The organism is Wukongibacter baidiensis (assembly GCF_050888315.1).
Lineage (GTDB): Bacteria > Bacillota > Clostridia > Peptostreptococcales > Caminicellaceae > Wukongibacter > Wukongibacter baidiensis.
On sequence record NZ_CP138202.1, the window covers coordinates 4,550,879 to 4,575,758 of the forward strand.

The 24,880-nt window shown below is 33.1% G+C and carries 26 protein-coding genes and 1 riboswitch; of the genes, 18 read left to right on the top strand and 8 right to left on the bottom strand.

Features of this window, described 5'->3' with window-relative positions; translation table 11 throughout:
- The first annotated feature begins 55 nt into the window (after nucleotides 1-55).
- From R9X47_RS20495 to R9X47_RS20535, 9 genes are all read left to right on the top strand, one after another.
- Nucleotides 56-1,048: an acyl-CoA dehydratase activase-related protein gene (locus R9X47_RS20495; protein ID WP_432662943.1), complete on the top strand. Its 993-nt coding sequence runs from the start codon at nucleotides 56-58 to the stop codon at nucleotides 1,046-1,048.
- Entirely contained in the window at nucleotides 1,020-2,135 is a 1,116-nt protein-coding gene (locus R9X47_RS20500; protein WP_432662944.1) for an acyl-CoA dehydratase activase-related protein, read from the top strand. The genes R9X47_RS20495 and R9X47_RS20500 overlap by 29 nt, the downstream gene beginning before the upstream one ends.
- Entirely contained in the window at nucleotides 2,110-3,096 is a 987-nt protein-coding gene (locus R9X47_RS20505; protein WP_432662945.1) for an acyl-CoA dehydratase activase, read from the top strand. The genes R9X47_RS20500 and R9X47_RS20505 overlap by 26 nt, the downstream gene beginning before the upstream one ends.
- A 14-nt stretch (nucleotides 3,097-3,110) precedes the next feature.
- Nucleotides 3,111-4,103 (top strand): acyl-CoA dehydratase activase-related protein, encoded by a 993-nt coding sequence (locus R9X47_RS20510; protein WP_432662946.1) that lies wholly within the window; start codon nucleotides 3,111-3,113, stop codon nucleotides 4,101-4,103.
- Nucleotides 4,075-5,163 (top strand): CoA protein activase, encoded by a 1,089-nt coding sequence (locus R9X47_RS20515; protein ID WP_432662947.1) that lies wholly within the window; start codon nucleotides 4,075-4,077, stop codon nucleotides 5,161-5,163. The genes R9X47_RS20510 and R9X47_RS20515 overlap by 29 nt, the downstream gene beginning before the upstream one ends.
- 461 nt (nucleotides 5,164-5,624) lie before the next feature.
- Nucleotides 5,625-6,185 (top strand): RNA polymerase sigma factor, encoded by a 561-nt coding sequence (locus R9X47_RS20520; protein WP_432662948.1) that lies wholly within the window; start codon nucleotides 5,625-5,627, stop codon nucleotides 6,183-6,185.
- On the top strand, nucleotides 6,161-6,394 hold the full coding sequence (locus R9X47_RS20525) for a BhlA/UviB family holin-like peptide (protein WP_432662949.1): 234 nt from the start codon (nucleotides 6,161-6,163) through the stop codon (nucleotides 6,392-6,394). The genes R9X47_RS20520 and R9X47_RS20525 overlap by 25 nt, the downstream gene beginning before the upstream one ends.
- A 159-nt stretch (nucleotides 6,395-6,553) precedes the next feature.
- Nucleotides 6,554-7,138 carry an N-acetylmuramoyl-L-alanine amidase gene (locus R9X47_RS20530; RefSeq protein WP_432662950.1) on the top strand — a complete coding sequence of 195 codons (585 nt, stop codon included), beginning with the start codon at nucleotides 6,554-6,556 and terminating at the stop codon, nucleotides 7,136-7,138.
- A 61-nt stretch (nucleotides 7,139-7,199) separates the two neighbouring features.
- Nucleotides 7,200-7,622, top strand: a complete 423-nt coding sequence (locus tag R9X47_RS20535) for a hypothetical protein (RefSeq protein WP_432662951.1) — start codon at nucleotides 7,200-7,202, stop codon at nucleotides 7,620-7,622.
- Between the two features lie 1,021 nt (nucleotides 7,623-8,643).
- Here the strand turns inward: R9X47_RS20535 and R9X47_RS20540 are convergent.
- The gene (locus R9X47_RS20540; protein WP_432662952.1) at nucleotides 8,644-8,859 is read right to left on the bottom strand and encodes a small, acid-soluble spore protein, alpha/beta type; all 216 of its coding nucleotides are present in this window, start codon (nucleotides 8,857-8,859) and stop codon (nucleotides 8,644-8,646) included.
- A gap of 321 nt (nucleotides 8,860-9,180) precedes the next feature.
- Between R9X47_RS20540 and R9X47_RS20545 the strand changes: the two genes are divergently transcribed.
- The 5 genes from R9X47_RS20545 (at nucleotide 9,181) to R9X47_RS20565 (ending at nucleotide 15,594) form a co-directional block, all read left to right on the top strand.
- A complete protein-coding gene (locus tag R9X47_RS20545; RefSeq protein WP_432662953.1) occupies nucleotides 9,181-10,362 on the top strand; it encodes a sensor histidine kinase in 1,182 nt (393 codons plus the stop codon).
- A complete protein-coding gene (locus R9X47_RS20550) occupies nucleotides 10,359-11,015 on the top strand; it encodes a response regulator (protein WP_432662954.1) in 657 nt (218 codons plus the stop codon). Before R9X47_RS20545 ends, R9X47_RS20550 begins: the two co-directional genes overlap by 4 nt.
- A gap of 76 nt (nucleotides 11,016-11,091) precedes the next feature.
- The gene (locus tag R9X47_RS20555) at nucleotides 11,092-12,777 is read left to right on the top strand and encodes an ABC1 kinase family protein (protein ID WP_432662955.1); all 1,686 of its coding nucleotides are present in this window, start codon (nucleotides 11,092-11,094) and stop codon (nucleotides 12,775-12,777) included.
- A gap of 96 nt (nucleotides 12,778-12,873) precedes the next feature.
- Entirely contained in the window at nucleotides 12,874-14,046 is a 1,173-nt protein-coding gene (locus R9X47_RS20560) for an MFS transporter (RefSeq protein ID WP_432662956.1), read from the top strand.
- Between the two features lie 291 nt (nucleotides 14,047-14,337).
- Nucleotides 14,338-15,594, top strand: a complete 1,257-nt coding sequence (locus R9X47_RS20565; RefSeq protein WP_432662957.1) for a sensor histidine kinase — start codon at nucleotides 14,338-14,340, stop codon at nucleotides 15,592-15,594.
- Nucleotides 15,595-15,749: 155 nt separating this feature from the next.
- Here R9X47_RS20565 and R9X47_RS20570 read toward each other — a convergent pair whose 3' ends face one another.
- Complete coding sequence (locus R9X47_RS20570; protein ID WP_432662958.1) at nucleotides 15,750-15,950, bottom strand: hypothetical protein; 201 nt, start codon at nucleotides 15,948-15,950, stop codon at nucleotides 15,750-15,752.
- 164 nt (nucleotides 15,951-16,114) lie between these two features.
- Between R9X47_RS20570 and R9X47_RS20575 the strand changes: the two genes are divergently transcribed.
- Together R9X47_RS20575 and R9X47_RS20580 are read left to right on the top strand one after the other, a co-directional pair.
- Nucleotides 16,115-16,444 (top strand): YerC/YecD family TrpR-related protein, encoded by a 330-nt coding sequence (locus R9X47_RS20575; protein ID WP_432662959.1) that lies wholly within the window; start codon nucleotides 16,115-16,117, stop codon nucleotides 16,442-16,444.
- Nucleotides 16,428-17,042, top strand: a complete 615-nt coding sequence (locus tag R9X47_RS20580; RefSeq protein WP_432662960.1) for a YdcF family protein — start codon at nucleotides 16,428-16,430, stop codon at nucleotides 17,040-17,042. The genes R9X47_RS20575 and R9X47_RS20580 overlap by 17 nt, the downstream gene beginning before the upstream one ends.
- Nucleotides 17,043-17,088: 46 nt before the next feature.
- On the opposite strand, the gene R9X47_RS20585 is transcribed toward R9X47_RS20580, so the two are convergent.
- From R9X47_RS20585 to thiS, 6 genes are read right to left on the bottom strand one after another with little or no spacing between them, the layout of a single operon-like run.
- On the bottom strand, nucleotides 17,089-17,706 hold the full coding sequence (locus R9X47_RS20585) for a thiamine phosphate synthase (RefSeq protein WP_432662961.1): 618 nt from the start codon (nucleotides 17,704-17,706) through the stop codon (nucleotides 17,089-17,091).
- A 1-nt stretch (nucleotide 17,707) separates the two neighbouring features.
- Complete coding sequence (gene thiC, locus R9X47_RS20590) at nucleotides 17,708-19,021, bottom strand: phosphomethylpyrimidine synthase ThiC (RefSeq protein ID WP_432662962.1); 1,314 nt, start codon at nucleotides 19,019-19,021, stop codon at nucleotides 17,708-17,710.
- A gap of 49 nt (nucleotides 19,022-19,070) precedes the next feature.
- Nucleotides 19,071-20,180: a 2-iminoacetate synthase ThiH gene (gene thiH / locus R9X47_RS20595; RefSeq protein ID WP_432662963.1), complete on the bottom strand. Its 1,110-nt coding sequence runs from the start codon at nucleotides 20,178-20,180 to the stop codon at nucleotides 19,071-19,073.
- 12 nt (nucleotides 20,181-20,192) lie between these two features.
- The gene (locus R9X47_RS20600; protein ID WP_432662964.1) at nucleotides 20,193-20,966 is read right to left on the bottom strand and encodes a thiazole synthase; all 774 of its coding nucleotides are present in this window, start codon (nucleotides 20,964-20,966) and stop codon (nucleotides 20,193-20,195) included.
- Nucleotides 20,967-20,970: 4 nt separating this feature from the next.
- A complete protein-coding gene (thiF, locus tag R9X47_RS20605; RefSeq protein WP_432662965.1) occupies nucleotides 20,971-21,777 on the bottom strand; it encodes a sulfur carrier protein ThiS adenylyltransferase ThiF in 807 nt (268 codons plus the stop codon).
- Between the two features lies 1 nt (nucleotide 21,778).
- Nucleotides 21,779-21,970, bottom strand: coding sequence for a sulfur carrier protein ThiS (gene thiS / locus R9X47_RS20610; RefSeq protein ID WP_432662966.1), 192 nt, complete (start codon nucleotides 21,968-21,970; stop codon nucleotides 21,779-21,781).
- A 330-nt stretch (nucleotides 21,971-22,300) separates the two neighbouring features.
- A riboswitch (TPP riboswitch) is annotated at nucleotides 22,301-22,409 on the bottom strand.
- A 170-nt stretch (nucleotides 22,410-22,579) separates the two neighbouring features.
- Between thiS and R9X47_RS20615 the strand changes: the two genes are divergently transcribed.
- Nucleotides 22,580-23,431, top strand: a complete 852-nt coding sequence (locus R9X47_RS20615) for an immunoglobulin-like domain-containing protein (protein WP_432662967.1) — start codon at nucleotides 22,580-22,582, stop codon at nucleotides 23,429-23,431.
- A gap of 281 nt (nucleotides 23,432-23,712) precedes the next feature.
- A complete protein-coding gene (locus R9X47_RS20620; protein WP_432662968.1) occupies nucleotides 23,713-24,642 on the top strand; it encodes a hypothetical protein in 930 nt (309 codons plus the stop codon).
- Nucleotides 24,643-24,880 lie beyond the last annotated feature (238 nt).

Here is a 24,880-nt window from a genome sequence, read left to right on the forward strand (position 1 = left end):
TAGTCCCTCTGATTTTAGTCAATAATGTATAAGGTAAAAAAACTAGGAGGTAAGAATGTCTGTAAGAGTTGGTATTCCAAGAGCACTTCTTTTTTATGAATATTATCCACTATGGATATCTTTTTTTGAAAGTCTAGGTGCTGAGGTTGTAGTGTCAAGAAAGACAAATAAGGAAATTCTTGATAATGGAGTAAAAAACACAGTAGATGAAGCTTGTATTCCAGTAAAAATATTTCATGGACATGTGATGGATTTAAAGGATAGGGTTGATTATCTATTTATTCCTAGAATCAAGAGTATTTTTGAGAATGAATATATATGCCCTAAATTTTCTGGGCTGCCTGAGATGATTAAACATTCGATAGTGGGATTACCAAGGGTTATTGATACAGAAATAAATTTCTTTCAGTCAAGAAAGGGTCTTAATAATACTATTTATGAGATAGGAAAATATATTTCAAATGATCATAAATCTATTATGGCGGCCTATGATAAAGCTTATTTAGAATATAGAAGGCATAAGAAGAATATAAAGGATGGAGAAGCTGCATATATCGATGAAGTCCAGATATCAAATAGAATAAAGGATAGCGAAGTACAAGGAAAAAAAGTTATGGTTTTGGGCCATCCATATAATATTTATGATTCATATTTAAACATAAATATCTTAGATAAGATGAAGGCAAACGAAGCAATAGTATTAACTCCAGAAATGATAGAGGATAAATGTACTGTTAAGTACTCAAAGAAGTTTGATGGAAATCTATCATGGACCTTTGCTAGAAAACTTATTGGAACGGCTATGTACTTAATCGATACTAAGAGTGTAGATGGAATAATATATATTTCTACCTTTGGATGTGGGGTTGATTCCGTTGTTGGAGATCTAGTTGAAAAGTTAATACGTAGGCATAGTAACATTCCATTTGCCCTTGTAACATTAGATGAGCATAGTGGAGAAGCAGGAATAAACACGAGAATAGAAGCCTTTATGGATATGATCAAATGGAGGGATATACTTGAAAATAACATTTCCGCACATGGGTAATACCTACGTTGCGCTTAAGGTTATATTTGAAGAGTTGGGAGTGAAGGTAATAATTCCTCCTAGATGCAATAAAAATACCCTTGAGCTTGGAACATTATATTCCCCTGAACTAATGTGTATTCCCTTTAAGATAACGGTAGGAAACTATCTGGAAAGTATTGAGAATGGAGCAGATACCATGTTTATGTGGGGTGGATGTGACGTTTGTAGGATAGGATATTACAACACCATTCAAAAGGACATACTAGAAAATCTAGGTCATGACATTAAAATGTTTTGCGTAGAGCCTATGAAGAGCACTAAAGAGATAAAGGATTTTCTAAAAAAGCTCAATTTTGTCTCGGGTTCGAAAAACTATCTTAAAATACTACCTATATTTATGAAAGGCCTAAAAACATTATATGAAATAGATGAATTTGATGATCTAGTACTAAAAAAAAGACCTAGGGAGATTAACAAGGGAGAGGTAGACACCCTTTATGCAGAATTTAAGCGAAAAATAAATAGGGTCAATGGATACAAGAAAACAAAAGAGACAATTAAGGAGTATAGGGAAAAATTACTTGAAATAAAGGTAGATAACGAAAGGGAAGTTTTAAAGGTTGGAATCGTTGGAGAAATATACACCGTTGTAGAGCCATTTATAAATCAATACCTAATCGAAAGATTAGGCAATATGGGCGTTGAGGTACATAGATCTGTTACTTCAAGTGAGTTTGTAAAGGAGCAACTAGATTTTATACCCTTTATGAAATCTGATAAGGATGAAGTTCATAGGGCTGCAAGTCCTTATCTTGACACTGAAATTGGAGGTCATGCGAGACATACAGTGGGGAATACAGTTCTCTACAGCGAAAGGGATTTTGATGGAGTTATTCACCTGTTACCATTTACATGCATGCCTGAAATTGTAGCTCAAAGTATATTAACGACGGTGGAGAAAGAAAAGAATATCCCAATTCTAAAACTAGTACTGGATGAAATGACTGGAGAAACGGGATATCTAACTAGAATAGAAGCTTTTATAGATTTATTGGAAAGTAGAAAGGAGAGTAAATTATATGAAAGAAATATATCTTGGCGTTGATGTAGGATCAGTTAGTACCAATATTGTGGTTATGGATTCAGAGAAAAATGTAATAGATACTTTGTATATTAGAACAAAGGGAAAACCCATAGAAGCCTTAAGGTTGGGGCTTAGGCAAATAAAGGATAGACTTGAAAGTGACGTTAAGGTTCTAGGGTTAGGGACTACCGGCAGTGGAAGACACTTAGCAGCTACAATGCTTGGTGCGGATATAGTTAAGAATGAAATTACGGCCCATGGTGTAGCCGCATTGAATATTGTACCAGATGTTAAAACTATTATTGAAATAGGTGGACAAGACTCAAAGATTATCTTGCTTAGGGACGGAATTATTTATGATTTTGCTATGAATACAGTTTGTGCAGCTGGAACAGGATCATTTTTAGACAGGCAGGCTGAAAGGCTAGGCATTCCGATACAGGAATTTGGAAGCCTTGCTTTAAAATCAAAATCTCCTGTGAGGATAGCAGGTAGATGTGCCGTTTTTGCTGAATCCGATATGATTCATAAGCAGCAGCTTGGTCATAATCAAGAGGATATAATTAATGGATTGTGCGAAGCAATGGCAAGGAACTATCTTAACAACCTAGGAAAGGGAAAGGAGATAAAAGGTCCTATCATTTTCCAAGGTGGAGTTGCTGCAAATATAGGTATAAAAAAATCCTTTGAAAGATTGCTGGGAAGTGAGATCATTGTTCCTGAGTTTGCAAATGTCATGGGGGCTATCGGAGCCTGCCTGTTAGCTAGAGAAGAGGTAAGAAAAACGGGAATAACTAAATTCTTAGGATTAGATGTAGCTGATAGTAGCTTTAATGTAAAGAGCTTTGAATGTGATAGCTGTCCTAATATGTGCGAGGTAGTAGAATTTTATAGGGATCAGAAATTAGTAGCGAGATGGGGCGACAAGTGTGGGCGATGGAGTAACGTCCAAATCAGCCAAGAAGATGAAAAATTAGCGTAAGATGGAGGTAACGTATGCCTGTAAAAGTTGGTATACCAAGGTCACTTCTCTTCTATGAATACTATTCCCTATGGATATCTTTTTTTGAAGAGTTAGGTGCTGAGGTAATAATATCACCAAGAACAAATAAGGAAATTGTTGATAAGGGAGTAAAGAGTACTGTCGATGAAGCATGCCTGCCAGTAAAGGTTTTTCATGGACACGTGATAGATTTAAAAGATAAAGTTGATTACATTTTCGTACCAAGAATAATAAGTGTGAGAAAAAATGAATATATTTGCCCGAAGTTTTGTGGTTTACCTGAGATGGTAAAGTACTCCATAAGAGATTTACCTAAGTTTATAGATACTTCAATAGACTTTAGAAAATCAAAGAAGAATCTAAACAAAACAGTTACCGAAATCGGCAGCTATATCACTAGTGATGCAAAGAAAATAAAAAGAGCCTTTGAATATGCCATGGAAAAGTATAGTCAATATAAAGTTCATCTTAAGATGGGATTATTACCCATTGATACATTAAAGGAAAATAATCTAAGGGATACTAATCATCTTAATAATGGTGCAAAGGTATTGCTATTAGGACATCCCTATAATATATACGATTCATATTTGAGTATGGATATCGTCGATAAGCTCAGAAGGAATAACCTTACGGTTCTAACATGTGATAGCTTGAGAGGAGAAGTAATCAATAAAAAAGCCGACACATTAGATAAACAAATGTTTTGGAGCTTTGGGAGAAAAATAATTGGAACGGCCCTACATACTATGGAGGATAATCAAGTTTGCGGTATTATTTATCTATCATCATTTGGATGTGGTCTTGATTCTGTTATAGGAGATATTGTAGAGAGGAAAATACGAAGAAGCTCGAATAAACCATTTACAATGTTAACCTTAGATGAACATACAGGCGAAGCAGGGGTGGATACAAGAATTGAAGCCTTTGTAGATATGATTAGATGGAGGGAAGAAGATGAAAATAACCTTTCCGCATATAGGTAATTCATATATCCCAATCAAAGCCTTATTTGATGATCTGGGAGTAGAAACTATAGTTCCGCCAAAATGTAGTAAAAAAACTCTGGAGATAGGAACAAAATATGCTCCGGAATTGATATGTCTGCCACTTAAAATAAATTTGGGGAATTACATAGAGAGTATTGAAAAGGGTGCAAACACAATTGTTATAACAGGAGGTTGTGGCCCCTGTAGATTTGGTTACTATTGTGAGGTACAGAAGGAAATTTTGAAGGACTTGGGATATGATGTTGATATAGTTGTTCTTGAGGCACCCCAGGGAGATAAGATGGAGTTTTTACGTAGAGTAAGTAAGATTGCAAATACTAAAAACATAATAAAAATATCCAAAAGCTTAAAAAATGCTGTCAGCGTACTAAAAAAGCTAAATAAATTTGAGGAAATGGTACTCAAAACTAGACCCTATGAAGTTTATGAGAATGAAGTTGATAATTTATATAATCATTTTATTAGTAAGCTTGAAAATAGTATAGGGTCAAAGGAAATGATGGCACATCTAGATAAAGCTCTGAAAATGATAGAGGAAATACCACTAGATAAGAATAGAGATGTCTTAAAGGTTGGAATAGTAGGAGAAATCTATACGGTGATAGAAGATTTTTCAAACTTTGATATAGGCAAAAAGTTAAATAAAATGGGTGTAGAGGTTCATAAATCCCTTAGCACAGGCGAATGGGTTACTGAAATGCTACTCTTCAGAAGTCTTGGAATGTCTAAGGAAATGGAAATATGGGAGGCAGCAAAACCCTATGTAAAGACCTGTATTGGAGGACATGCTAGAGAAACAGTTGGAAATACAGTCTTATATTCTGAAAAGGGATATGATGGAGTCGTACAGCTAATGCCATTTACCTGTATGCCTGAGATCGTTGCTATGAGCCTTATGCCAAGCATACAAGCCGATAACAATATACCGGTTTTATCTCTAATCATTGATGAAATGACTGGAGAAGCAGGATATCTTACTAGGTTGGAGGCCTTTATTGATTTATTAAGGAATAGAAAAGAAAAAGAAGCAATGTAAAGAATTAATATTTTGAACTTAATAAGATAAGTAAAAAAGCTATGGAATTCTTTTAAGGAAGCTGTAGCTTTTTATTTAGTTATGGACAATAAAGTGTTTCAGTTTGCAAAATCAATTAAGTTTAGTAGAAATGCAGAGGCTACCACAACCAGGCTAGGTTATGGTAGTCTCTTATATTTTTTTATAGCTATAATCTTGGATAATTATTTTTTGTCAAATTACTCGTTGAAAATATTAGTAAAAAGATATTTTGAAGAGTTGTTACTAAGTAACTATTTACAAATTATACATAAATGTATGATAATTTGATAAAAAAACCATAACTTGGAAATGAGGCGCATGCTTAATTAGCAAAAAAATACAAAAAAAGTCAAAAAATACCGGTTTACAAAATTAACTCGAAATTCGTCTTTATATATTAGAAGGATTGTCTACTTTTACGACTAAGGGGGGATTTGACAATGGAACTATATGAATTACTGGAAAGAGTACAACAAGGAGATGAAGAAGCTACAATAAGCATATTTCTTAGATTTCACGGAGCTATAAAAAAATTGAGTAAAAAACTAGGTTATGAGGAAGCAGAAACAGATATGACAATAGCACTTCTACAGACGCTTAAAGAAATAGATTTAAATGAAATATGTATGAAAAATGATGGTGCAATTACTAACTATATATGGTTTTTCTTAAGGCATAAATGTGTAGATTTGTTTAGACAAAATGTATCAAAAAAGATTGAAACTACTAATTTGAATCTGGATGTTATTGCCGATGACACATCTTATTCTGTGGATGACAAACTATTTGTTTCTATGCTGCTTAATTCTTTACCGCCGTTGCAAAGAATTGTTTTGAAGAGAAAATTTATGCAGGGTTTTTCCGAGAACGAAATAGCTGTTAGATCTGGAATATCAAGACAAGCCGTAAATAGAGCTAAAAATAGGGGCCTTAAAAACCTTAGAAAAAGACTAGAAGATATGGGAGGGAGAAGCAATTGGAAGAAAAGATTCTTGAATTAGCATCAACACAAGGAATATGGACTGCACTCACCGTAGCATTGATTTTTTATATTCTGAAAAATCAAGAGAAAAGAGATAGTCGCCAAGAAGATAGAGAAAAAAAATATCAGGAGATCATATCAAATTTAACAGACAAGCTAAATCTGGTTGAAGATGTAAAAAAGGATGTAGAGGAGATAAAAGAATATGTTTTTAAGAAAGAAGCTTAAAGTAAGTAAATCACACAATTCTAACAATTAGCAAAAAAATTTTTTGAAAAAATTAAAATTAGAGGTTTACATTTTGGGCAAAAAATTCGTCTTTTATATATGAGAGACACTTAACCGGTTAAACTTTCTCAGTAAAAATATATAGGATGTGTTAGTAGAATGAAGATTGTAGAAAGCAACTTGAGATTTAGAAATAAACTAAAAAAATTTAAAGAGCCTTCTATGATAGTAATTCATCATGCTGCACACAGTAGTGCAACTGTATTAGATATACATAGATGGCATCTTAAAAATGGATGGAGTGGATTTGGATATCATTTTTTAGTAACTAAGGATGGAAGGATCCACAGGGGCAGGCCTGAAAATGCTATAGGAGCTCACACAAAGGGCTACAATAATATTTCTCTTGGGATATGTATGCAAGGGGACTATGAGGTAGAAAAAGTACCAGAGATTCAGTTTAAGGCTCTTATGGAGTTATGTCAGTATCTATGTGAGAAATACAATGTTGGCACTATAAAGGGCCATAGGGAATTACAGGCTAATAATTGTCCAGGATTAAACTTTCCTTTAGGGGCGATTAGGAATAGGACATTTGATAAAATTGATACTTATACTGTGAAATCAGGAGATACTCTATGGTCTATAGCAAAATCATTTAACATCTCAGTTGATATACTGATAAGTCTAAATGGTTTGAATGGTAGTTTGATTTATCCTAATCAAGTACTTAGGATTATGTAAAAATAATCATAAAAAGTATTAAAATTGTACTTCAAAAAAATTAAAAAAGAGTTGCTTGTTTATGTACCCAGGATATACTCTTGTAAATGGTTACAGAATCGATGTTGAATATGAGGATAGAGTTGTTCGTATAACCAATAATAATAATAATAATCTAACAGAGATGTTAGAAAATACTTCAAATGGTTCTGTTAGATTGGCTTCAACAATAAAAAGTTATTACAGAAATCTTATGCTTAAAGATTTAGATATTGCTATTGACTCTTTAGCTATTGAAATATTAGGTCATGTTTATCCAGGACGTTTATTTGATGCTATTAGTACTATGCCATTAGTTCCTCAAATTATTAGAGATTGGGCTCAGGGACTTGGTGATAGAACAGATGTAATAGACTGTGGAGAAGATGGCATGGACGATAATAGATGGATATGGGATACACTAGCTACATTCGATGATATTCTTGTTTTAGTTTCACCTATTTAATCCATATAAAAGTCCTGCTAGATTTACTAGCAGGACTTTTTACTGATTATTTGCTTAGCTAATAAATATATAGAATAGACAGCAATTAAAGAAAAACCCAACAAAAAAATGATATCCATTGACATCATGGATTTATTATAGTACTCATAATATGCTTTTTTATGTATATAACCATATAGTGAGAAGAGGGTTAAAGGACTTATAAATCCTAAAATAAATATATGATGTGCTATTTTTTTTGATATCTTTACAGTTATGAACCATAAAATCATACTTGTTATGAAGCTTATATAAAAAAATAAAACTTCATTTTGACTAAAATTTGGAGGGATATCTGATCTTATTAGTAATCCAAAAAAAGAAGTCCATAAAGATAAAAAAATTGATATTGAATAAAGTATATAGTAAATCATTCTATCACCTATAAACCTTTCTATTTTATTTTTGTGTAATTAAAAAAAAATGTTTAGAATAGTTCTAAAGACTATTGAACCTATAGGGCCCAGTGGCAGCATAATTAGTACTGTTTTCTTTATATAACTTAAGAAAACCATGACTTTATAATTTTACCATATATTAACAAAATATATAAATTTTTATAATTAATAAATAGATCAACCATGACTATGATGGCAGTGATCTATTTTGCATTGGAATTAGATTTTAAAAATTACTTTTAAATGAAATTATATATCAAATTTGTGTTTAAGATACTCTTCAACAAAACCATTAGAAATACTAATCTTTAAAAAAAATCTTATATTTGCCACAACAATAAAATATAGTAATGACAAGAAAAGATTACTACAAATTTTATAGTATTATAATGCATAATAGTATGAAAATTCATTATAGTTGATTTTCCTATAACATCAATTCATTTTGAAACTTCCTATGAGTAATTTAGAATTAAGAATTTAAAATAAGGTCTATAGAATTGCCATCTTAAAGTAGAGTTGAATAAACATAAAGCTATGGAATCTTTTGAAAAGAAACCGTAGCTTTAAACATTACTGAGCGTTTATTTGTTATTATCTATCAATGACTTTTCACCCATTTCAACAAGCTTTTTAGTCATATGTCCGCCGACATAGCCTCCATAAAAAGAATTCTCACCTGAATTAATACCACTTTGATTAGTTAAAAGATTCTTTGTCATTCCTAATTCATTAGCTATTTCATATTTCAGATCATTTAAGGCCTTTACAGCGTTTGGGTCTATAGTTCCTTTAGTCATAGCAAATTCACCTCTCTTAAAAAATATTTCTTATATCTTATTTTTTCAAGCTATCAGCCTATTAATACGAGGTAATAATAGGGTTTGCTACATCAAAACAGGAGCTTATAAATTTGGTATAATAAGGTAGAAGAATATTTAACCTGGACTATGCATGAAAAATTTAAAACTCTGCTGCGTCCTTTTGATTCTAAGACCTCCATCAAATTCTTGACGTACCGTTTGGGTATGCCTTCGAACTTGATGAAAGTCTTAGAATACAAAACTACTTGCACCCTTTCAAACTTTTCATGAATAGTCCGGGTTTAAAGGAGAATATAGATGTATAAATTTAGTAGATATGCTTTTTATATTAAGAATGCAATAATGTTCATAATTTTGATTAATATGTTTATAGGGATTGAGGACGTATCACTAAATGTAATTGTAATGATAGGAACTTTACTTTTTATGCTAATAAATGACTATCTAAGATATAAGCTTTCTTATGAAGAGAAAAAATATAATATTTCACTCATACTGTCTTTTATAGCATCTATATGGATCTTATTTACATATACAGAATTTTGTTTTTATTCAATTCTTTATGAAACAATAATATATTTAGATGGAAAAATTTTTAAAACCATGCTAATTAGTCATATTGTGATATATATAAGTTCATATTTTTACTCTAGTATTAGAACTTTAGGGGTATTTTCAATAGACTATGTAAGGGAAAATGGATTGGATCTTTTAGTTGGTACATTATTTTATATGATGATTGTTTCTGTATTTCTTTATCTAAGGGTAGAATTTAATGAGAGAATAAAAGCACAAAATTTGAATGATGAACTTAATGAAGCCTATAAAAAGTTGAGGGAGTATTCATCGAGGATAGAAGAACTAACGATTGCAGAAGAAAGAGGTAGAGTAGCATCGGAGATACATGATTCCCTAGGACATTCATTAACGGCACTGATAATGCATTTAGATTTTTTAGAAAATATAGTAGATAAGGATACTAAGCAAACTAAAGACGTAATATTGAAATGCCAAAGTTTAGCTAGGGACAGTATGAAAGGCCTTAGAAGGGCAGTGTATACCTTAAAGGAAGAAAGAGATTCGAGGGGGCTAAAGGCTTCAATAGATGAACTTACAGCAAACCTATCTGTGGATGATGATACGGGCATAAAGGTAAATATGGAGGAAAACATTGAAAGAATTTCTCCTGCAATAAAAAATATAATATATAGAACGGTTCAAGAAGGGCTTACCAACAGCATTAAACATGTAAAAGCATCAGAAATTTTCATAGATATTTATAATGTACACAATGGTATAGAGGTGAAGATAAGAGATAATGGCAAGGGATGTGCAGAAATTAAAAAGGGAAATGGACTTAGTAATATGGAAAGTAGAATTTTTGCTGTAGGTGGGAAGGTATCTTTTAAAAGTGATATAAATAAAGGGTTTTCAATAGATGTTTTTATACCCTTAAAGGAGGCAGAAGTATTAATATGATAAAGGTTATGATTGTGGATGATCAGGGACTCATAAGAGATGGTTTAAAAATGATATTGAGTCTTAGTGAAGATATAGAGGTTGTCACAGAGGCAATTAATGGCAAGGAGGCAATAGACAAACTAGGAATGATAGAGACGGATATTATCTTAATGGATATTAGGATGCCTGAGATGGATGGTGTTGAGGCTACTAGAGTTATTAAAGAGAGATACCCCAGGACTAAAATTATAATACTAACTACTTTTAATGAAGATGAGTATATATTTGAAGGATTAAAAAATGGAGCCGATGGATACATACTTAAGGACGTTAAATCAGACGAGATAATAAGGGCGGTAAAGGAAGTACATAAAGGAAATGTCCTCCTACAGCCTGAAATAGCTACGAAGGTTGTAAAAGCCTTTAATAGTATGAATACGGGAAGAGAAGAAAAAGAGAATGAAGAAGATCTAAAGTATCTGAGGGATCTAACTAGAAGAGAGATAGAGATATCGGAGCTAGTTGCTGAGGGAAAAAGTAATAAAGAAATAGGTAAAGAACTGTTTATAACTGAAGGAACCGTTAAAAATCATTTGACGAGGATATTAAGTAAATTAGAGCTTAGGGATAGGACTCAACTGGCTCTTTATATAAATAAAGGGATAAAATAGAAGTATATTTATCAAAATATATGATAAGGGATTAGAAAGTAAAAACAAGTTTTTAAATAGGTTGTGATATTTGTTTATGCCAATAAATCGATATAAGCATATAAAACGCTATAATGAAATAGCTAGAGTATTTATAAAGCATGGATTTGGAACAGTGTTAGATCAGCTTGGTATTTTAAAATACTTAAACATCAAGAAGAAAACAGCCAATAGTGAAGAGAGAGACAAGCAGTTGTCAATAGGAGAAAGGCTTAGATTAGTACTAGAAGAACTTGGACCAACATTTATAAAACTTGGTCAAATAATGAGTACAAGATCAGATATGCTTTCTGAAGATATTATAATTGAATTAGAGAAACTTCACGATTCAGCTCCACCATTTCCATTTGATGATGCTAAAGTATGTATTGAGTACGAACTAGGCGAAAATTTAGAAGATATATTTGTTGAATTCAACAAAGAACCTTTAGGAGTTGCATCCATAGGCCAGGTTCATTTAGCAAAACTAAAGGATGGCCAGCAAGTTGTAGTAAAGGTACAAAGACCAAGTATAGAAAAAAAGATTGAAGAGGATATGAATATATTAAAAGACTTGGCTTGGTTTATGGACACTCGTACAAAATATGGCAAGCTATATGAATTTAGAACTATGGTAAAGGAATTCCAGAGTGTGTTAAGAGAGGAATTAGATTATAGAATTGAAGGAGAAAATACAGAGATTTTTAAAGAGAATTTATCCAAGGATAAGCAAATTATTATACCATCGGTTTACTGGGATTACACAACAAGGGGTGTATTAACCTTAGAATATATGGGTGGTATCAGCTTAAGTAAGATTGAAGAGCTAAAGGTAGAAAACATGGATCGGGAGGCTATTGCTAAAACTATCTCTAAATCCATATTTGAACAAATTCTGAGGGATGGTTTCTATCATGGCGACCCCCATCCTGGAAATATTAAGGTTTTACCTCAAAACAAAATTGTTCTTTTGGACTTTGGAATGGTTGGAAAACTAAAGGAAGAGCGGAGAAAGCAGTTTTTAAAAATTTTATTAGGTGTCGTTTTTAGAAATAGTAGATTGATAGTGGATGCTTTCGTAGGGCTTGATGTAATTACAAAACGTTCTGATGTAAAAAAGCTTCAACGTGAGATAGATAATTTGATAGATGAGTACATTGAATTACCACTAAACGAGATAAAGCTGGCGGAAATATTCAATAAAATTTTCGATTTGGCATTAAAATATAAAATTAAGATGCCAAAGGAATTTACAATGCTAGTAAAGGCCTTGGCTACGGTGGAAGGCGTTGTTGAGAAACTTAGTCCAGAGCTAAATATGCTAGAGATAGCACAACCTATTGCTAAGAAACTAATGTTCAGGGTATTTTCGCCTAAAACTATTAAAAATGATATAGCAGAGGCTATATTTGACTATGGGGGTATTATAAAGGATATTCCTGATTTTATTCTTAACTTTCTAAGAAAAATGGAGGATGAAGATTACGTTTGGAGCTTTAAGCTCAGAGGCGCCAATGAAGTTCTGAAAAGGTTTGATAAGATAACCAATAAGATTTCTTTTAGCATTGCACTATTGTCGCTAAGTATTATTATGGCGGGATTAATAATCGGCTTTGGTATGGCGGCTAGAGTAGGAACTCAAGCATATATATTCAATCTGTCGATTTTAAAATTAGGATTGATTGCTGCTGTACTTATGTATCTGTGGTTGATATTTTCTATATTTAAGACAGGGAGGTTTTAAACCTCCTATTTTTGTGACCAAAACCATTACTTTAGTGAGATGTAAACACTTTATCTATAGATTATACTAGGTATAACCGTACTGGAGGTGTAATTTGTGGATAAATTACAAAGACTTAAAAAGCCGATTTTCTTGATATCACTACCGAACTATTTTCTAGGATTTATAATTCCCATATATGCTTTGCAGCTGGGCTCAAATGCTGTTGAGATAGGAATGCTTTTTTCGGTTTTTTCTTTTTTTAGTATTATTATGAGACCTTTGGTAGGCAGATGGACCGATAAAGGCGGAAGAAAAAAAGGGTTTATTATTGGACTGGTAACATTTACGCTGGCAAGATTGATATTTTTAGTAGGGAGAAGTTATATATATCTATTTATAGCTAGAATTATCCAATGCATAGCAGCTTCATTCTTTTCTATTAGTTTAGATGCTATGATTTCAGATATGAGTAGTATTGATGATCGAAGTAAGAATTTCGGAATAATAACTCAATATAGTAGTAGAGGAGCCTTTATTGGCAGCTTTATTGGATTTACAATCCTATTTAATGGTATAGTAGATGACCCATTTAAACTGATTTTTGGAATATACTTTATTATATCTGTACTAGCTGTCTATTTTGCAGTAAAGGATGTAGATGAAAGCATAGGTGAAAAAAGAGAAGTGAAGAGTACTAAGATATTGATTAATAAGACATTTATCAAATATCTTATGATTATAGGAGTTCTTGCCTTGGCAAACGGTATAACTGCACCGATATTTGTGATTTACTTAAAGGAACATATTACTAAGGATTTGGGATTAATCAGTCTGATGTTTATACCAGGAGGTATATTGGCAATGTATCTTCCATCAAAGCTAGGAAAGCTTGCAGACGATTTTGGACGTAAAAAACTTATGGTTATAGGTTTGGCCTTTGAAGCAATATTTACTCTATTAATGCCATTTGCTAGAAGTTATATTTTCTTTGTTGTATTATATGCCCTTATTACATTTGCAGGTCTAATGAGTATACCTGCTCAGAGGGCGCTGGTAAGTGAAATAACTGGTGATGATGAGAGAGGAAGATCATACGGCCTATACCATTTATCTTTAGGATTAGGAGGCATATTTGGCCCTCTAATTGGAGGTGGGATTTATCAATATATAAATAAAGATTTAGTATTTTTTGTAGAAGGAGTAGGATTATTTTTAATAACAATTTTTATAATGTTTTTCATTAAATCAGATAATAAAATTCCAAATAGGGATATGTTAGAAATATAAAAAAAGCAATTCTTTATAATAATGACAGTCAGAATCTTGATTTTTATTTACTCTGAAATACCTTAGGGCTGAACTCATGAGATTTATTTATGAGAGCAGTCCATTTTTTAACTTAATTAGAATTATTTAAGACAAGCATCATATATTATATAAAAGGTATTGATATGAAATAAATCAAGTTGAAAAAATAGAAAATTCAGATTATTAGAAGGGAATATAATTTATTAGTAGAATTAATACTTATGATTTAAGATTCGTTTTGTGTAACTATAAAAAAATAGGGGGTCTGTTATGAAGGACTTATTTAAACTAAGTGACTTCATAGACATCGACATTTTACAAGAAATATTAGACAAATTTGGGGAAGCTACTGGGCTTGCGGCTGTGGCAGTAGATTATAGAGGAAATCCTATTACTAGATACAGTAATTTCTCTAGATTCTGCAAATTGATTAGAAAAGAGACTAAATGTAACGAGGCTTGTCATCAATCAGATGCAAGGGGTGGTTTAGAAGCGGCTAGAACGGGAAGACCATATATATATAAGTGTCATACAGGATTAGTAGACTTTGCGGTTCCGATTATTGTAAAGGGACATTATATGGGAGCCATAATGGCAGGGCAAGCTAAACTGGAAGATGAAAAAGAAATCTTTTTAGAAAATATAGTTAGAAATGTTCCAGAGTGGCGTGAGAAAGAGGAGATAATGAAGGCATATTCTGAAATAACTCCAATGCCCTATGAGAAAATCGTTGCTGCTGCCCATATGTTGTTTGTAATATCTAATTATACCGTTGAGAAAGGACTTATCAGCATAATTCAAGATGAATTGAATAAAAAGAATTACAAACTGATGGAGGAAATGAAGACGAGGATTGAGCTTGAGAAGGCCTTAAGAGATTCAGAGCTAAAAGCGCTGCAATCACAAATAAATCCTCACTTTCTGTTTAATGTATTAAACACTATAGGGAGACTGGCTCTAATTGAAAACGCCGATAAAACCCAAGAAATAGTTTATTCCTTTGCGGAAATGTTACGATATACATTGAAGAAGAACATGGAGCAAATGGTTAGTTTGTGGGAAGAAGTGCAGCATATTGAAAGATACTTGAAGATTCAATCTGTGAGATTGGGAAATAGATTGAAATATGAGATAGTAGTTGCCGATGAAATCAAAAAAACAAGAATTCCATTTATGACCTTACAACCATTTATAGAGAACTCTATAAATCATGGACTAGATCCGAAGGAGAGTGGAGGAAAAATCAGGATTAATGGTTACTCTATTGAAGATAAGGTAATAGTTAAGATTTCAGATGATGGGGTAGGTATACCAAAGGATAAATTAGACATAATATTAAATAGTGAGGGGAAAAGCAATCTAAATAGTATATCAACTGGAATTGGCATCAACAATGTGAGAAAAAGATTAGTTCATAGATTTGGGCCGATGCATGACATTCAAATTTCAAGTAAGCCTGGAAGAGGAACTACCGTCAAAATATCTTTTCCTAAGCGGCTTGACTTAAGAAGAGTTATAAACGGATAGAATATTTCTTGCTCATAAAAAACTATATAAATAATAAACATAAAAGAATTTTGGAGAAGAAAAGATATTCTTCCAAAATTCTTTTCTTTCAATTTAAGCAGTGCTTAGATTGAAAAGTCAAAGACTTTTTTACTGAGGTTATTTTCCCAAGAGTTTTATTTTAGATCGTCATCGTCATAGAACTTTGAGGTGTCTATAATATCTACACCGTTTTTCATTGACCATGGCATAACATAGGCATTTTGAGTTTTTGATATAATCGGATAGTCATGGGAGTTATAGGTTTTGTCTATTAGATTCATAGCCTCTTCAGCACTAAAATATTTTTTATCATCAGTATTCTTATGCTTATTCAACGTATTCACCTCGCAATTTTTTTATGAAGAAATAATTCATGATAGTAGTTTTGATATATTATTTCTTTAAATATATTATTTCTTATAGCAGAAAAATTATTAAGTGAGAAAAATTTGGTATAATAGAATTAATAAAGATATAATTTTTTGGGAGTGAAGGAAAAATGACATATAATTCAAAACTGACTTCGGAGTTTTTAGACGAGTTGTTTGACGCAATCTTGCTAGTCAAGAATAGAGAAGAATGCTACAGGTTTTTTGAAGATGTTTGTACTATAAAGGAATTGCAGGCAATTTCTCAAAGACTACAGGTTGCCAAACTGCTTAGAGCTAATAAAACCTATCATGAAATAGAAGAGATAACTGGTGCAAGTACTGCGACGATTAGTAGAGTAAATAGATGTATTCTTTATGGTGCGGACGGATACAACGTAATATTAGATAGGATTGATGAAGCCGAGGGAAATAACAAAGATAATGCTAAAGAAGAGTAAAAAATATAGAAAGATATTTATAATAGCATGTATTTTTGCATGCTTTATTGTTTATACTGCTTCAAGTATATATCTATATGGAGAAAAAAGCAGCTTGATTAAAGCTGACGCGGCCGTTGTATTGGGGGCAGCCATTTGGGGAGACGAGCCATCACCTGTTTTTAGAGAAAGAATCAATCATGGAATCTGGTTATATAAAAAAGGGTATGTTAAGAAGATTATTTTTACAGGTGGAAAAAGCGATGGAGAAGAAATGGCAGAATCAATGGTTGCAAAAAAATATGCAAAAAAGAAACTAGTTCCAAGTAATGACATATTAATAGAAACAAGCTCCAATATTACTCAGCAAAACTTGTATTATGCAAAACAAGTGGGGGATAGCAATAATATAGGTACTTTTATTATAGTTAGTGATCCATTACATATGAAAAGGGCGATGTTGATGGCAGAGGATTATGGCTTACAGGCATATCCATCTCCCACACCTACAACTCTCTATAGAAGTTGGAAAAGCAAATCAGTTTTTCTTGCAAGAGAAGTTTACTACTATATTGGATATGGAGTATATAGAATATTTAAAAGGGGTATTTCAGAGTGACGAATTTCCAAGCGACGCAGAAAGTCATTCTGAAACACCCCGAGGGTCAAGCTTGAGAGATTGTTTTATAAGACAGCATTTTATCTCTCAAGCTTTTGGCTGCTAAATATGGATTAGACGATGCCATTATAGAAGACATTACTGCCGCTCCACTTGCTCCTGCTTCAAGGACTTTTTTTATATTGCCTTCATTTATTCCACCTAATGCTATTACAGGAATACTAATATTAGACTTTATGTCCTCAATCATCTGAATTCCCTTGGGCTTTAAGCCCTTTTTACAATCGGTTTCAAAAATATGACTGGCTAATATATACTTTGCTCCAAGCTTTTCCGCCTTTATGGCTTCTTCTACACTGTGGACCGACAAACCGAGCAATGCTCCACTTAAGTCTAATTTCTTTTTCTTAAAATCCTCAATGCCTACGTGAAAGAAGTTTGCATTAGAAATTATGGCAGCCTTCAGATTACTATTAACTATTAGCTGAGAACCAAAGGAATTAGTTATATTTCTTAACCTAAAGGCTATAGGAAGCAATTCATCATAGGATAAATCCTTTTCACGTAGTATGACTGCATTGACTCCACCCCTTAGGGCTTCGAGAACTACGCTGTAGATGTTTCCAGATGTTATTAAGCTTCTATTGGTTATGAGATAAAGCACATTAGTCGTCCTCTCTCAAAATATTAATATTTTTTCCTTCCATAACCTTATTCATATTTCTCATTGAACACATTTTTCCGCACATTGTACAGCTATCTTCGTGCTCAGGAGTAGACTCTTTTCTATATCTTCTTGCTTTTTCAGGATCAATTGCAAGGTTAAACATTTTCTCCCAATCAAGATTTTGTCTTGCTGTACTCATTTCATAATCCCATTCCTTAGCACCTTTAATATTTTTAGCTATATCAGCGGCATGGGCAGCTATTCTAGTTGCAATAATACCTTCCTTCATATCATCAAGGTTAGGTAATCTTAAATGCTCTGCTGGAGTAACATAACATAGGAAATCGGCACCATTTGAGGCTGCAATAGCGCCGCCTATGGCACTTGTGATATGGTCATATCCTGGAGCTATATCAGTAACAAGAGGACCTAATACGTAGAATGGAGCGCCATGACATAGTTTTTTCTCTATAACCATATTTGCTGCTATTTCGTTTATAGCCATATGGCCAGGACCTTCTATCATTACCTGTACGTTTCTTTCCCATGCTCTTTTAGTCAACTCACCAAGTACGATTAACTCCTGTATTTGACTTGCATCTGTTGCATCATTGATACTTCCAGGACGACAAGCATCACCAAGACTAATTGTAACATCATATTTTTCGCATATTTCAAGGATTCTATCGTAATGCTCAAAGAATGGGTTTTCCATATTATTTAGTTCCATCCAAGCGTAAAGTAAGGACCCACCCCTTGAAACTATATGGTTAAGTCTTTTATTTCTTTTAAATACTGTAGCCGTTTCTCTATTGATTCCAGCGTGGATTGTCATGAAATCAACACCATTTTGTGCATGCTTTTCTACGACTCTTAAAAACTCCTCAGCAGTAATATCTTTTAATTCCTTATCATAAAAACCTACAGCATCATATATTGGAACCGTTCCAATCATTGCAGGAGACATATTTATGAGCTTTGTTCTAAATTCTTCAGTTTTACCATAGGAACTAAGGTCCATTATTGCTTCAGCCTTTAAATCTAGGGCAGCCTGAACCTTTTCAAGTTCTTTTTCTATATTACAGCAATCTTTTGAGATACCAAGGTTTACATTAATCTTTGTTCTTAAACCTTCACCAACACCTTCAGGACTTATGGAGTCGTGGTTTTTATTTGCTGGGATAACAACCTTACCTTCAGCTATTCTTTCACGTAATATTTCAACATCTATGCTTTCCTTTGTTGATACTACTTCCATTTCACTAGTGATAATTCCCTTTCTTGCAGCATCCATTTGAGTTGTATAATTCATATGTAAATCTTCCTTTCTATATTTAAATTATTTTAAACGAGTTTCTAAATTAAATATCTATGTGCATCCAGTTCTTAAGTACAGGTTGATATCCCTTAGTTAGTAATACATTTTTCATTTCATCTACATTTCGTTTGTCGGAGATTTCAAACTGACTGTCGCTTTTTGTCTTAGATGAGTGACCACCAACCTCGGTAGATACTCCCGCAGACATTTTAGTAACTCCTAGAGGAATAAGATTATCCCTAAGGCCTTGGCTTTCCCTTGTCGAAACTGTTATTCCTACCCTCGGGAGAAATAGCCTTAATGCCAGCATTATTTGAACTAAGGCTTTATCATCAACTGGATGAATATCGCTAAAGCTTCCAGCGTGGGGTCTTATACGTGGTAGAGAAATACTAACTTCAACGTCGGAGTACTTATTTTCAAGATATTCGCCATGAATGCCAGTAAAAAAAGCTTCCTTACGCCAATCATCTAGCCCCAGAAGTGAACCAATATTTACATTTCGCATCCTTGCCTTACATCCTCTTTCAGGAGCATCCAAACGGAACTTATAGTTTTTCTTTGGTCCTGCAATATGTACATTGTCATAGATTTCCTCATTATACACTTCCTGATATACGGTGAGGGAGTCTACACCTGCAGCAATTACTTCTCTGTATTCATCTTCTGTTAATGGGTAGATTTCAATTGAGATAGAATCAAAATACTTTTTAATAACTCTTACTGCATCTACAATGTATGAAACTGGGGATTCCTTCTTAGACTCACCAGTTAAGATCAAGATATGTCTTAATCCCGATCGTGAAATGGCTATGGCCTCTTTTTCAATTTCCTCCATTGTTAAACTCTTTCTCACGATATCATTTGAAACATTGAAGCCACAGTAGGAGCATTTGTTTACACAATGATTAGCTAGATACATTGGAGTATATAGCTGCATTGTTTTACCGAAATTTTGGATAGTAAGACTATGAGATTTTTGTGCTATGTCTTCAAGTAGACCACTAGCAGCAGGGGATAACAACGTTAAAAAGTCGTATTTATCCAATCTTTCTTTATTTAGTGTTCTTAATACATCTGATTTGGTTATCTCTTCAAAGAACTTAGAGAAATTAGTATCTTTTACTTTAAGGTATTCATTATAAAAAGACATTTCATACCACCCTTACTTAGTATCGTTTAAAAAACCAGTTAACGGTGAGGAGGCTTCGGCGTAACTTCTTGTAGCTCCTGTTTTTGCAAGATAGGCAAGTCTCCCAGCCTTAACACTTAAGTTAAAGGCCTCGCCCATCTTTATAGGATCACCGGCAGTGGCTATTGCCGTATTTACTAAGACTGCTGCTGCACCCATCTCCATAGCCTCTGCTGCTTGTGATGGTTTTCCTATACCTGCATCAACAATAATTGGAAGATCGATCTCGTCAATCAATATTCTAACTAATTCCTTAGTTTGAAGTCCTCGATTTGTACCAATTGGAGCACCTAGTGGCATAACTGCAGCTGCTCCAGCACTTACTAAGCTTTTTGCTGCCATTAGGTCAGGACTCATATATGGAAGTACAATAAAGCCCTCCTTTGCTAAGACCTCGGTAGCCTTAATAGTTTCGTAGTTATCTGGAAGCAGATACTTATTATCTGAGATAACCTCAATCTTTACCCAGTTTCCGCAACCCATTGCTTTCGCAAGTCTTGCTATTCTAATAGCTTCCTCAGCGTTTCTAGCTCCAGAAGTATTTGGTAGTAGAATGCAGTCCTCGGGGATATAATCGAGGATATTTTCTTCGGTTGAGTTTAGATCAACCCTTCTAAGGGCCATTGTGATTATTCTAGACTCAGAGCTTTCGATAACTTTAGGAATAATCTTTTTGTCAGGGAATTTGCCTGTGCCGATTAAAAGCCTGTTATCCAGCTCCATTCCGCCAATAACTAATTTATCCATTTGGTTACACATCCTTTTCTCCCATTAATATTCTTAAAACCGTATTAGCTTGATGATTAGCGGCGATTGAAACCCTAGGAGCCATGAGACCACATCCTGGCTTCGCTTCAGATACATCGTCGCCTATTAAATAAAAGTTATCTCGTATCTTCTTTGTAACAATGGTGTTGTTTGAAAAATATCCTGCCATTCCAGAAGCGGCAACAATGGTTTTGTTAGGCATCTCCTTTAGAAGCTTATTTATAAGTATTGCCTTAGAGTTTGGGTTATCGAAGGCTTCGACTATAATGTCTACATCGTTAAAAAGTTCTCCAATATTTTTTTCATCTATAAAGATGTCTTCTGTTTCCAATCTAACGAAGGGATTAATCTGTGAAATCAAATCCTTCATAGCCTCAGTTTTCTTCAGACCTATATGCTTAACAAAGTATTGCTGTCTATTTAAATTGCTAGGTTCAACTACATCGAAATCGATTAACTTTAGGTATCCAATACCGATTCTAGCTAGGGAAAGGGCAACGTTGGAACCGAGACCTCCTAGACCTGCAATACCGATTCTCGCAGTTTTTATCTTTTTGTGTACTCCAGGTGTATGCCTAGAAATCATAAGGGCCTCAAGTTCATCCTTAGGAGGAATTTCACCTCGCTTAATAAGGGTAAGGCTATCATCCTCTTTAAGTACAGCATCATCCTTGATGATAAAGCCATTATGTACTATAATATCTGCCTTATTTTTGAAGCTGTTTCTTATAGAAAAAGCTGTAGAGCCCTTATCAACAATAAGCCTTTTTTCGTTTAAAAGGATTTTCATTTTAACCACCACCTACGAAGCTGATTATTTCGATCTTATCTTCTTTATTCAGTAGATATTCTGAATAATCTTCTTTTGAAACTATCTCAAGGTTTACCTCCACAACTACTTTGTTCATATCGAGACTCAGATTTTCAAGTAGCTTAAGGATAGTTAGACTTTCAAAGTTCATTTCCTTTCCATTTACAATCATGCTAATCCTCCCTTCGGTTTAGACTTATATATTTCATGTTAGAACTTTAAGTTAAAGTAGAAGTTTAATCCTTTATGTCTAAGGCCAAAAAGCTCGTTTTAAAGGTTAAAGTTAAACATTAACTTTAACTACTTTTAGTAAACTAAAAAGGGAAGCAGATTATCTGCTTCCCCTCATAACATTTATAGAAATAGACTAGTAAGTAATAAAAATAAGATACAATATACTTTTTACTTTGCAACACTTTACAGCTGAAAATGTCTTAAAATAAAAAATCACAAATTCTAGAGAATTTGTGATAAGTATACAAAAATATAGACTGAAAAAAATACTTACTATAGCACACTTCCCTACGGTGGGATTAACCACGTCAGGTTATGAGGGTCAGAAATAACATTTCTATCTCAGCCTATCAATATAGGCCCCCCTAGTTATTATTCAATTGTCGATTCAAGAAGATTATAACATGGATGATATTTTTTTACAACATAAAAAATATGGTTTAGATTTAGGGCAATTATGAAGAGGATGGAAGGAAAATGCAGGTGTATGGAGAAATATAACAAATATATAAAATATAGTATTTGTTGTGGCGAAAAGGAGTTATTGATGAAAAAATATATAACTATAATTATGTGTATTCTATTATTTGGAATAGTTTATGGTTACAAAAAGGATAAAGTGTTCATATTTGAACAAGAAGATGTACAGAGTCTTTCTGTATATACTTATAATTTTGATAAAGAAGAAACAACCAATAACTGGGTTTATCAAGAACAGGATATGAAAGGTATACTTAATTTTCTTGAGAATTTAAGAGGTAAAAGAATTAATTCGATAGATGTGAATAATTTAAGTGGGCTATTTTACGGAGTTCAACTTCACGCAGGATCTAGCTATTATGTTTTATTTGCTGAAGATTATGCAATAAGTTACACTGGAGAATATTTTCGAATAGATGGAGAAAAAGCTAAAAAAATGTGTCAATCTATTGTTGGAGATACCAAGGTAAATAATCAAGTTTCATACATTGTGAATCATAGATATATTTCTCTCATTGAGGGTGAGTGGAACACAAAATATATGATACCAACTTATTGGACTGGAGAACAAATGAAAAATGTACAACTAGTGGGAACTAAGCCTTTCATAGACTCTCAGGATATAATGTTGGAATTTACTATTCTGAATAATACTGGAAAGACAATGGAATTTGGATCAAGATTGATGTTAGAAACACAGGTCAACGATATTTGGTATAGTATTGACAACATGCTTAATAGTAACATTAATTTAGGATGGACAAGTGAACTCAATATTCTAGATACAGGTAAATCAAAAAGAGGAAGATTTTATTTAAGTTATTATCAACCTCTTCCAACAGGTAGATATAGATTAATCAAGGAAGTTAATGTGGGAGACAAAGTAGGGTATGTAGCATATGAATTTGATATTAGATAGGGTTATTACATGAGATATAGATTAAGACATTAGCTATATATGTCTATTGGTAACTTCCGAGGATAACATAACCTAACATGGTGTTGCAAGCATTTACTCTCTTTGTAGTAGAGCTTTGATGGGCAGAGTGAACATCGGAAATACCCAGAATCTTATGGGAAATATGAGAAAAAGACGTCACGTCCTGTGGCGGATTTACTAGAGAAGAACTTTGAAGTTTGATTAAGCCAGATTGGTATAAATGCATAAAGTAAAAAATTTCGATTTTAGGAGGGACAATTATGACTTTATCAAAAAAACAATGTAATAACATTAAAAACTGGATGTATAGGAATGCCCGACCTATAGATATTGCACGTTGGAAATATCATTTTGAAAATGGAAGTGAATTAGATGTATTAACTGCTTTGTCAGCATATCAAAATGATGATGGTGGATTTGGATATGCTCTTGAAGCTGATAGTTGGAATCCAAATTCTTCACCAATACAAACATGGGTAGCGACGGAAATACTATATGAATTGGGAATAACCAATAAGAATAATCCTATAGTAAAGGGAATATTATCATATTTAGAAAGTGGTAAGGATTATAGAGATGGATATTGGTATGCTGAGGTACCATCGAATAATGATTATCCACATGCTCCTTGGTGGACACATGGAGATAATGTTATTGAAGAATGGGGATATAATCCAACAGCTTGTTTAATTGGGTTCATACTGTTATTTGCTGAAAAATCATCAAGATTATATAAACAGGCAGAAGTGATTGCGAAGAAAGCAGTAAAAGAATTACTTTCTAGTGATTTAATAAAGGATATGCATGAACTTTTATGTTTTATACGACTTTATGAGTATAGTGAAAAATCAGGAAATTGTAATATATTTGACATGGATATTTTGAAGGCAAAACTTATTGAACAAGTACAAGGGGCTATCACCCATGATAAAGAAAAATGGAGTACTTGTTATGTTTGTAAACCCTCACAGTTTTTTTATTCATCTAGCAGTATATTTTATGAAGCTAACAAAGCAATTGCTGATTATGAAGTTGAATTTATAATCGAATCTATGGCCCCTGATGGTTATTGGGATATTAATTGGTCGTGGCAGAGTTATCCTAATGAATGGGCTATTAGTAAAAATTGGTGGAAAGCTAATAAGGTAATTAGTAATTTGCGTTACTTGAAGGGGTTTGGATGTTTATAATGATATATTATTGTTCATAGAAAGTTAGTTGTATGAAAAAGAGAAGCAGATTATCATCAAGCTTCTTTTTTTAGTTTACAGAATAATAAAATACTATAGGTATTGGAATCTAAAGGATATTAAAAAACTTATAGGAGCAGAAAATTGTAAGACAAAATTATGGTTTATATTAAAGGAGCTCTAAAAAGAATGGAGAAATATAACAATTATACAAGATATAACATTTGGAATCGAAAAG

Coding starts and splice junctions, on each gene's coding strand:
- R9X47_RS20495 (WP_432662943.1), top strand. CDS start 56: ATGTCTGTAAGAGTTGGTATTCCAAGAGCACTTCTTTTTTATGAATAT.
- R9X47_RS20505 (WP_432662945.1), top strand. CDS start 2,110: ATGAAAGAAATATATCTTGGCGTTGATGTAGGATCAGTTAGTACCAAT.
- R9X47_RS20510 (WP_432662946.1), top strand. CDS start 3,111: ATGCCTGTAAAAGTTGGTATACCAAGGTCACTTCTCTTCTATGAATAC.
- R9X47_RS20515 (WP_432662947.1), top strand. CDS start 4,075: ATGAAAATAACCTTTCCGCATATAGGTAATTCATATATCCCAATCAAA.
- R9X47_RS20520 (WP_432662948.1), top strand. CDS start 5,625: ATGGAACTATATGAATTACTGGAAAGAGTACAACAAGGAGATGAAGAA.
- R9X47_RS20530 (WP_432662950.1), top strand. CDS start 6,554: ATGAAGATTGTAGAAAGCAACTTGAGATTTAGAAATAAACTAAAAAAA.
- R9X47_RS20535 (WP_432662951.1), top strand. CDS start 7,200: ATGTACCCAGGATATACTCTTGTAAATGGTTACAGAATCGATGTTGAA.
- R9X47_RS20540 (WP_432662952.1), bottom strand. CDS start 8,859: ATGACTAAAGGAACTATAGACCCAAACGCTGTAAAGGCCTTAAATGAT.
- R9X47_RS20545 (WP_432662953.1), top strand. CDS start 9,181: ATGTATAAATTTAGTAGATATGCTTTTTATATTAAGAATGCAATAATG.
- R9X47_RS20550 (WP_432662954.1), top strand. CDS start 10,359: ATGATAAAGGTTATGATTGTGGATGATCAGGGACTCATAAGAGATGGT.
- R9X47_RS20555 (WP_432662955.1), top strand. CDS start 11,092: ATGCCAATAAATCGATATAAGCATATAAAACGCTATAATGAAATAGCT.
- R9X47_RS20565 (WP_432662957.1), top strand. CDS start 14,338: ATGAAGGACTTATTTAAACTAAGTGACTTCATAGACATCGACATTTTA.
- R9X47_RS20575 (WP_432662959.1), top strand. CDS start 16,115: ATGACATATAATTCAAAACTGACTTCGGAGTTTTTAGACGAGTTGTTT.
- R9X47_RS20580 (WP_432662960.1), top strand. CDS start 16,428: ATGCTAAAGAAGAGTAAAAAATATAGAAAGATATTTATAATAGCATGT.
- thiC (WP_432662962.1), bottom strand. CDS start 19,021: ATGAATTATACAACTCAAATGGATGCTGCAAGAAAGGGAATTATCACT.
- thiH (WP_432662963.1), bottom strand. CDS start 20,180: ATGTCTTTTTATAATGAATACCTTAAAGTAAAAGATACTAATTTCTCT.
- R9X47_RS20600 (WP_432662964.1), bottom strand. CDS start 20,966: ATGGATAAATTAGTTATTGGCGGAATGGAGCTGGATAACAGGCTTTTA.
- thiF (WP_432662965.1), bottom strand. CDS start 21,777: ATGAAAATCCTTTTAAACGAAAAAAGGCTTATTGTTGATAAGGGCTCT.
- thiS (WP_432662966.1), bottom strand. CDS start 21,970: ATGATTGTAAATGGAAAGGAAATGAACTTTGAAAGTCTAACTATCCTT.
- R9X47_RS20615 (WP_432662967.1), top strand. CDS start 22,580: ATGAAAAAATATATAACTATAATTATGTGTATTCTATTATTTGGAATA.
- R9X47_RS20620 (WP_432662968.1), top strand. CDS start 23,713: ATGACTTTATCAAAAAAACAATGTAATAACATTAAAAACTGGATGTAT.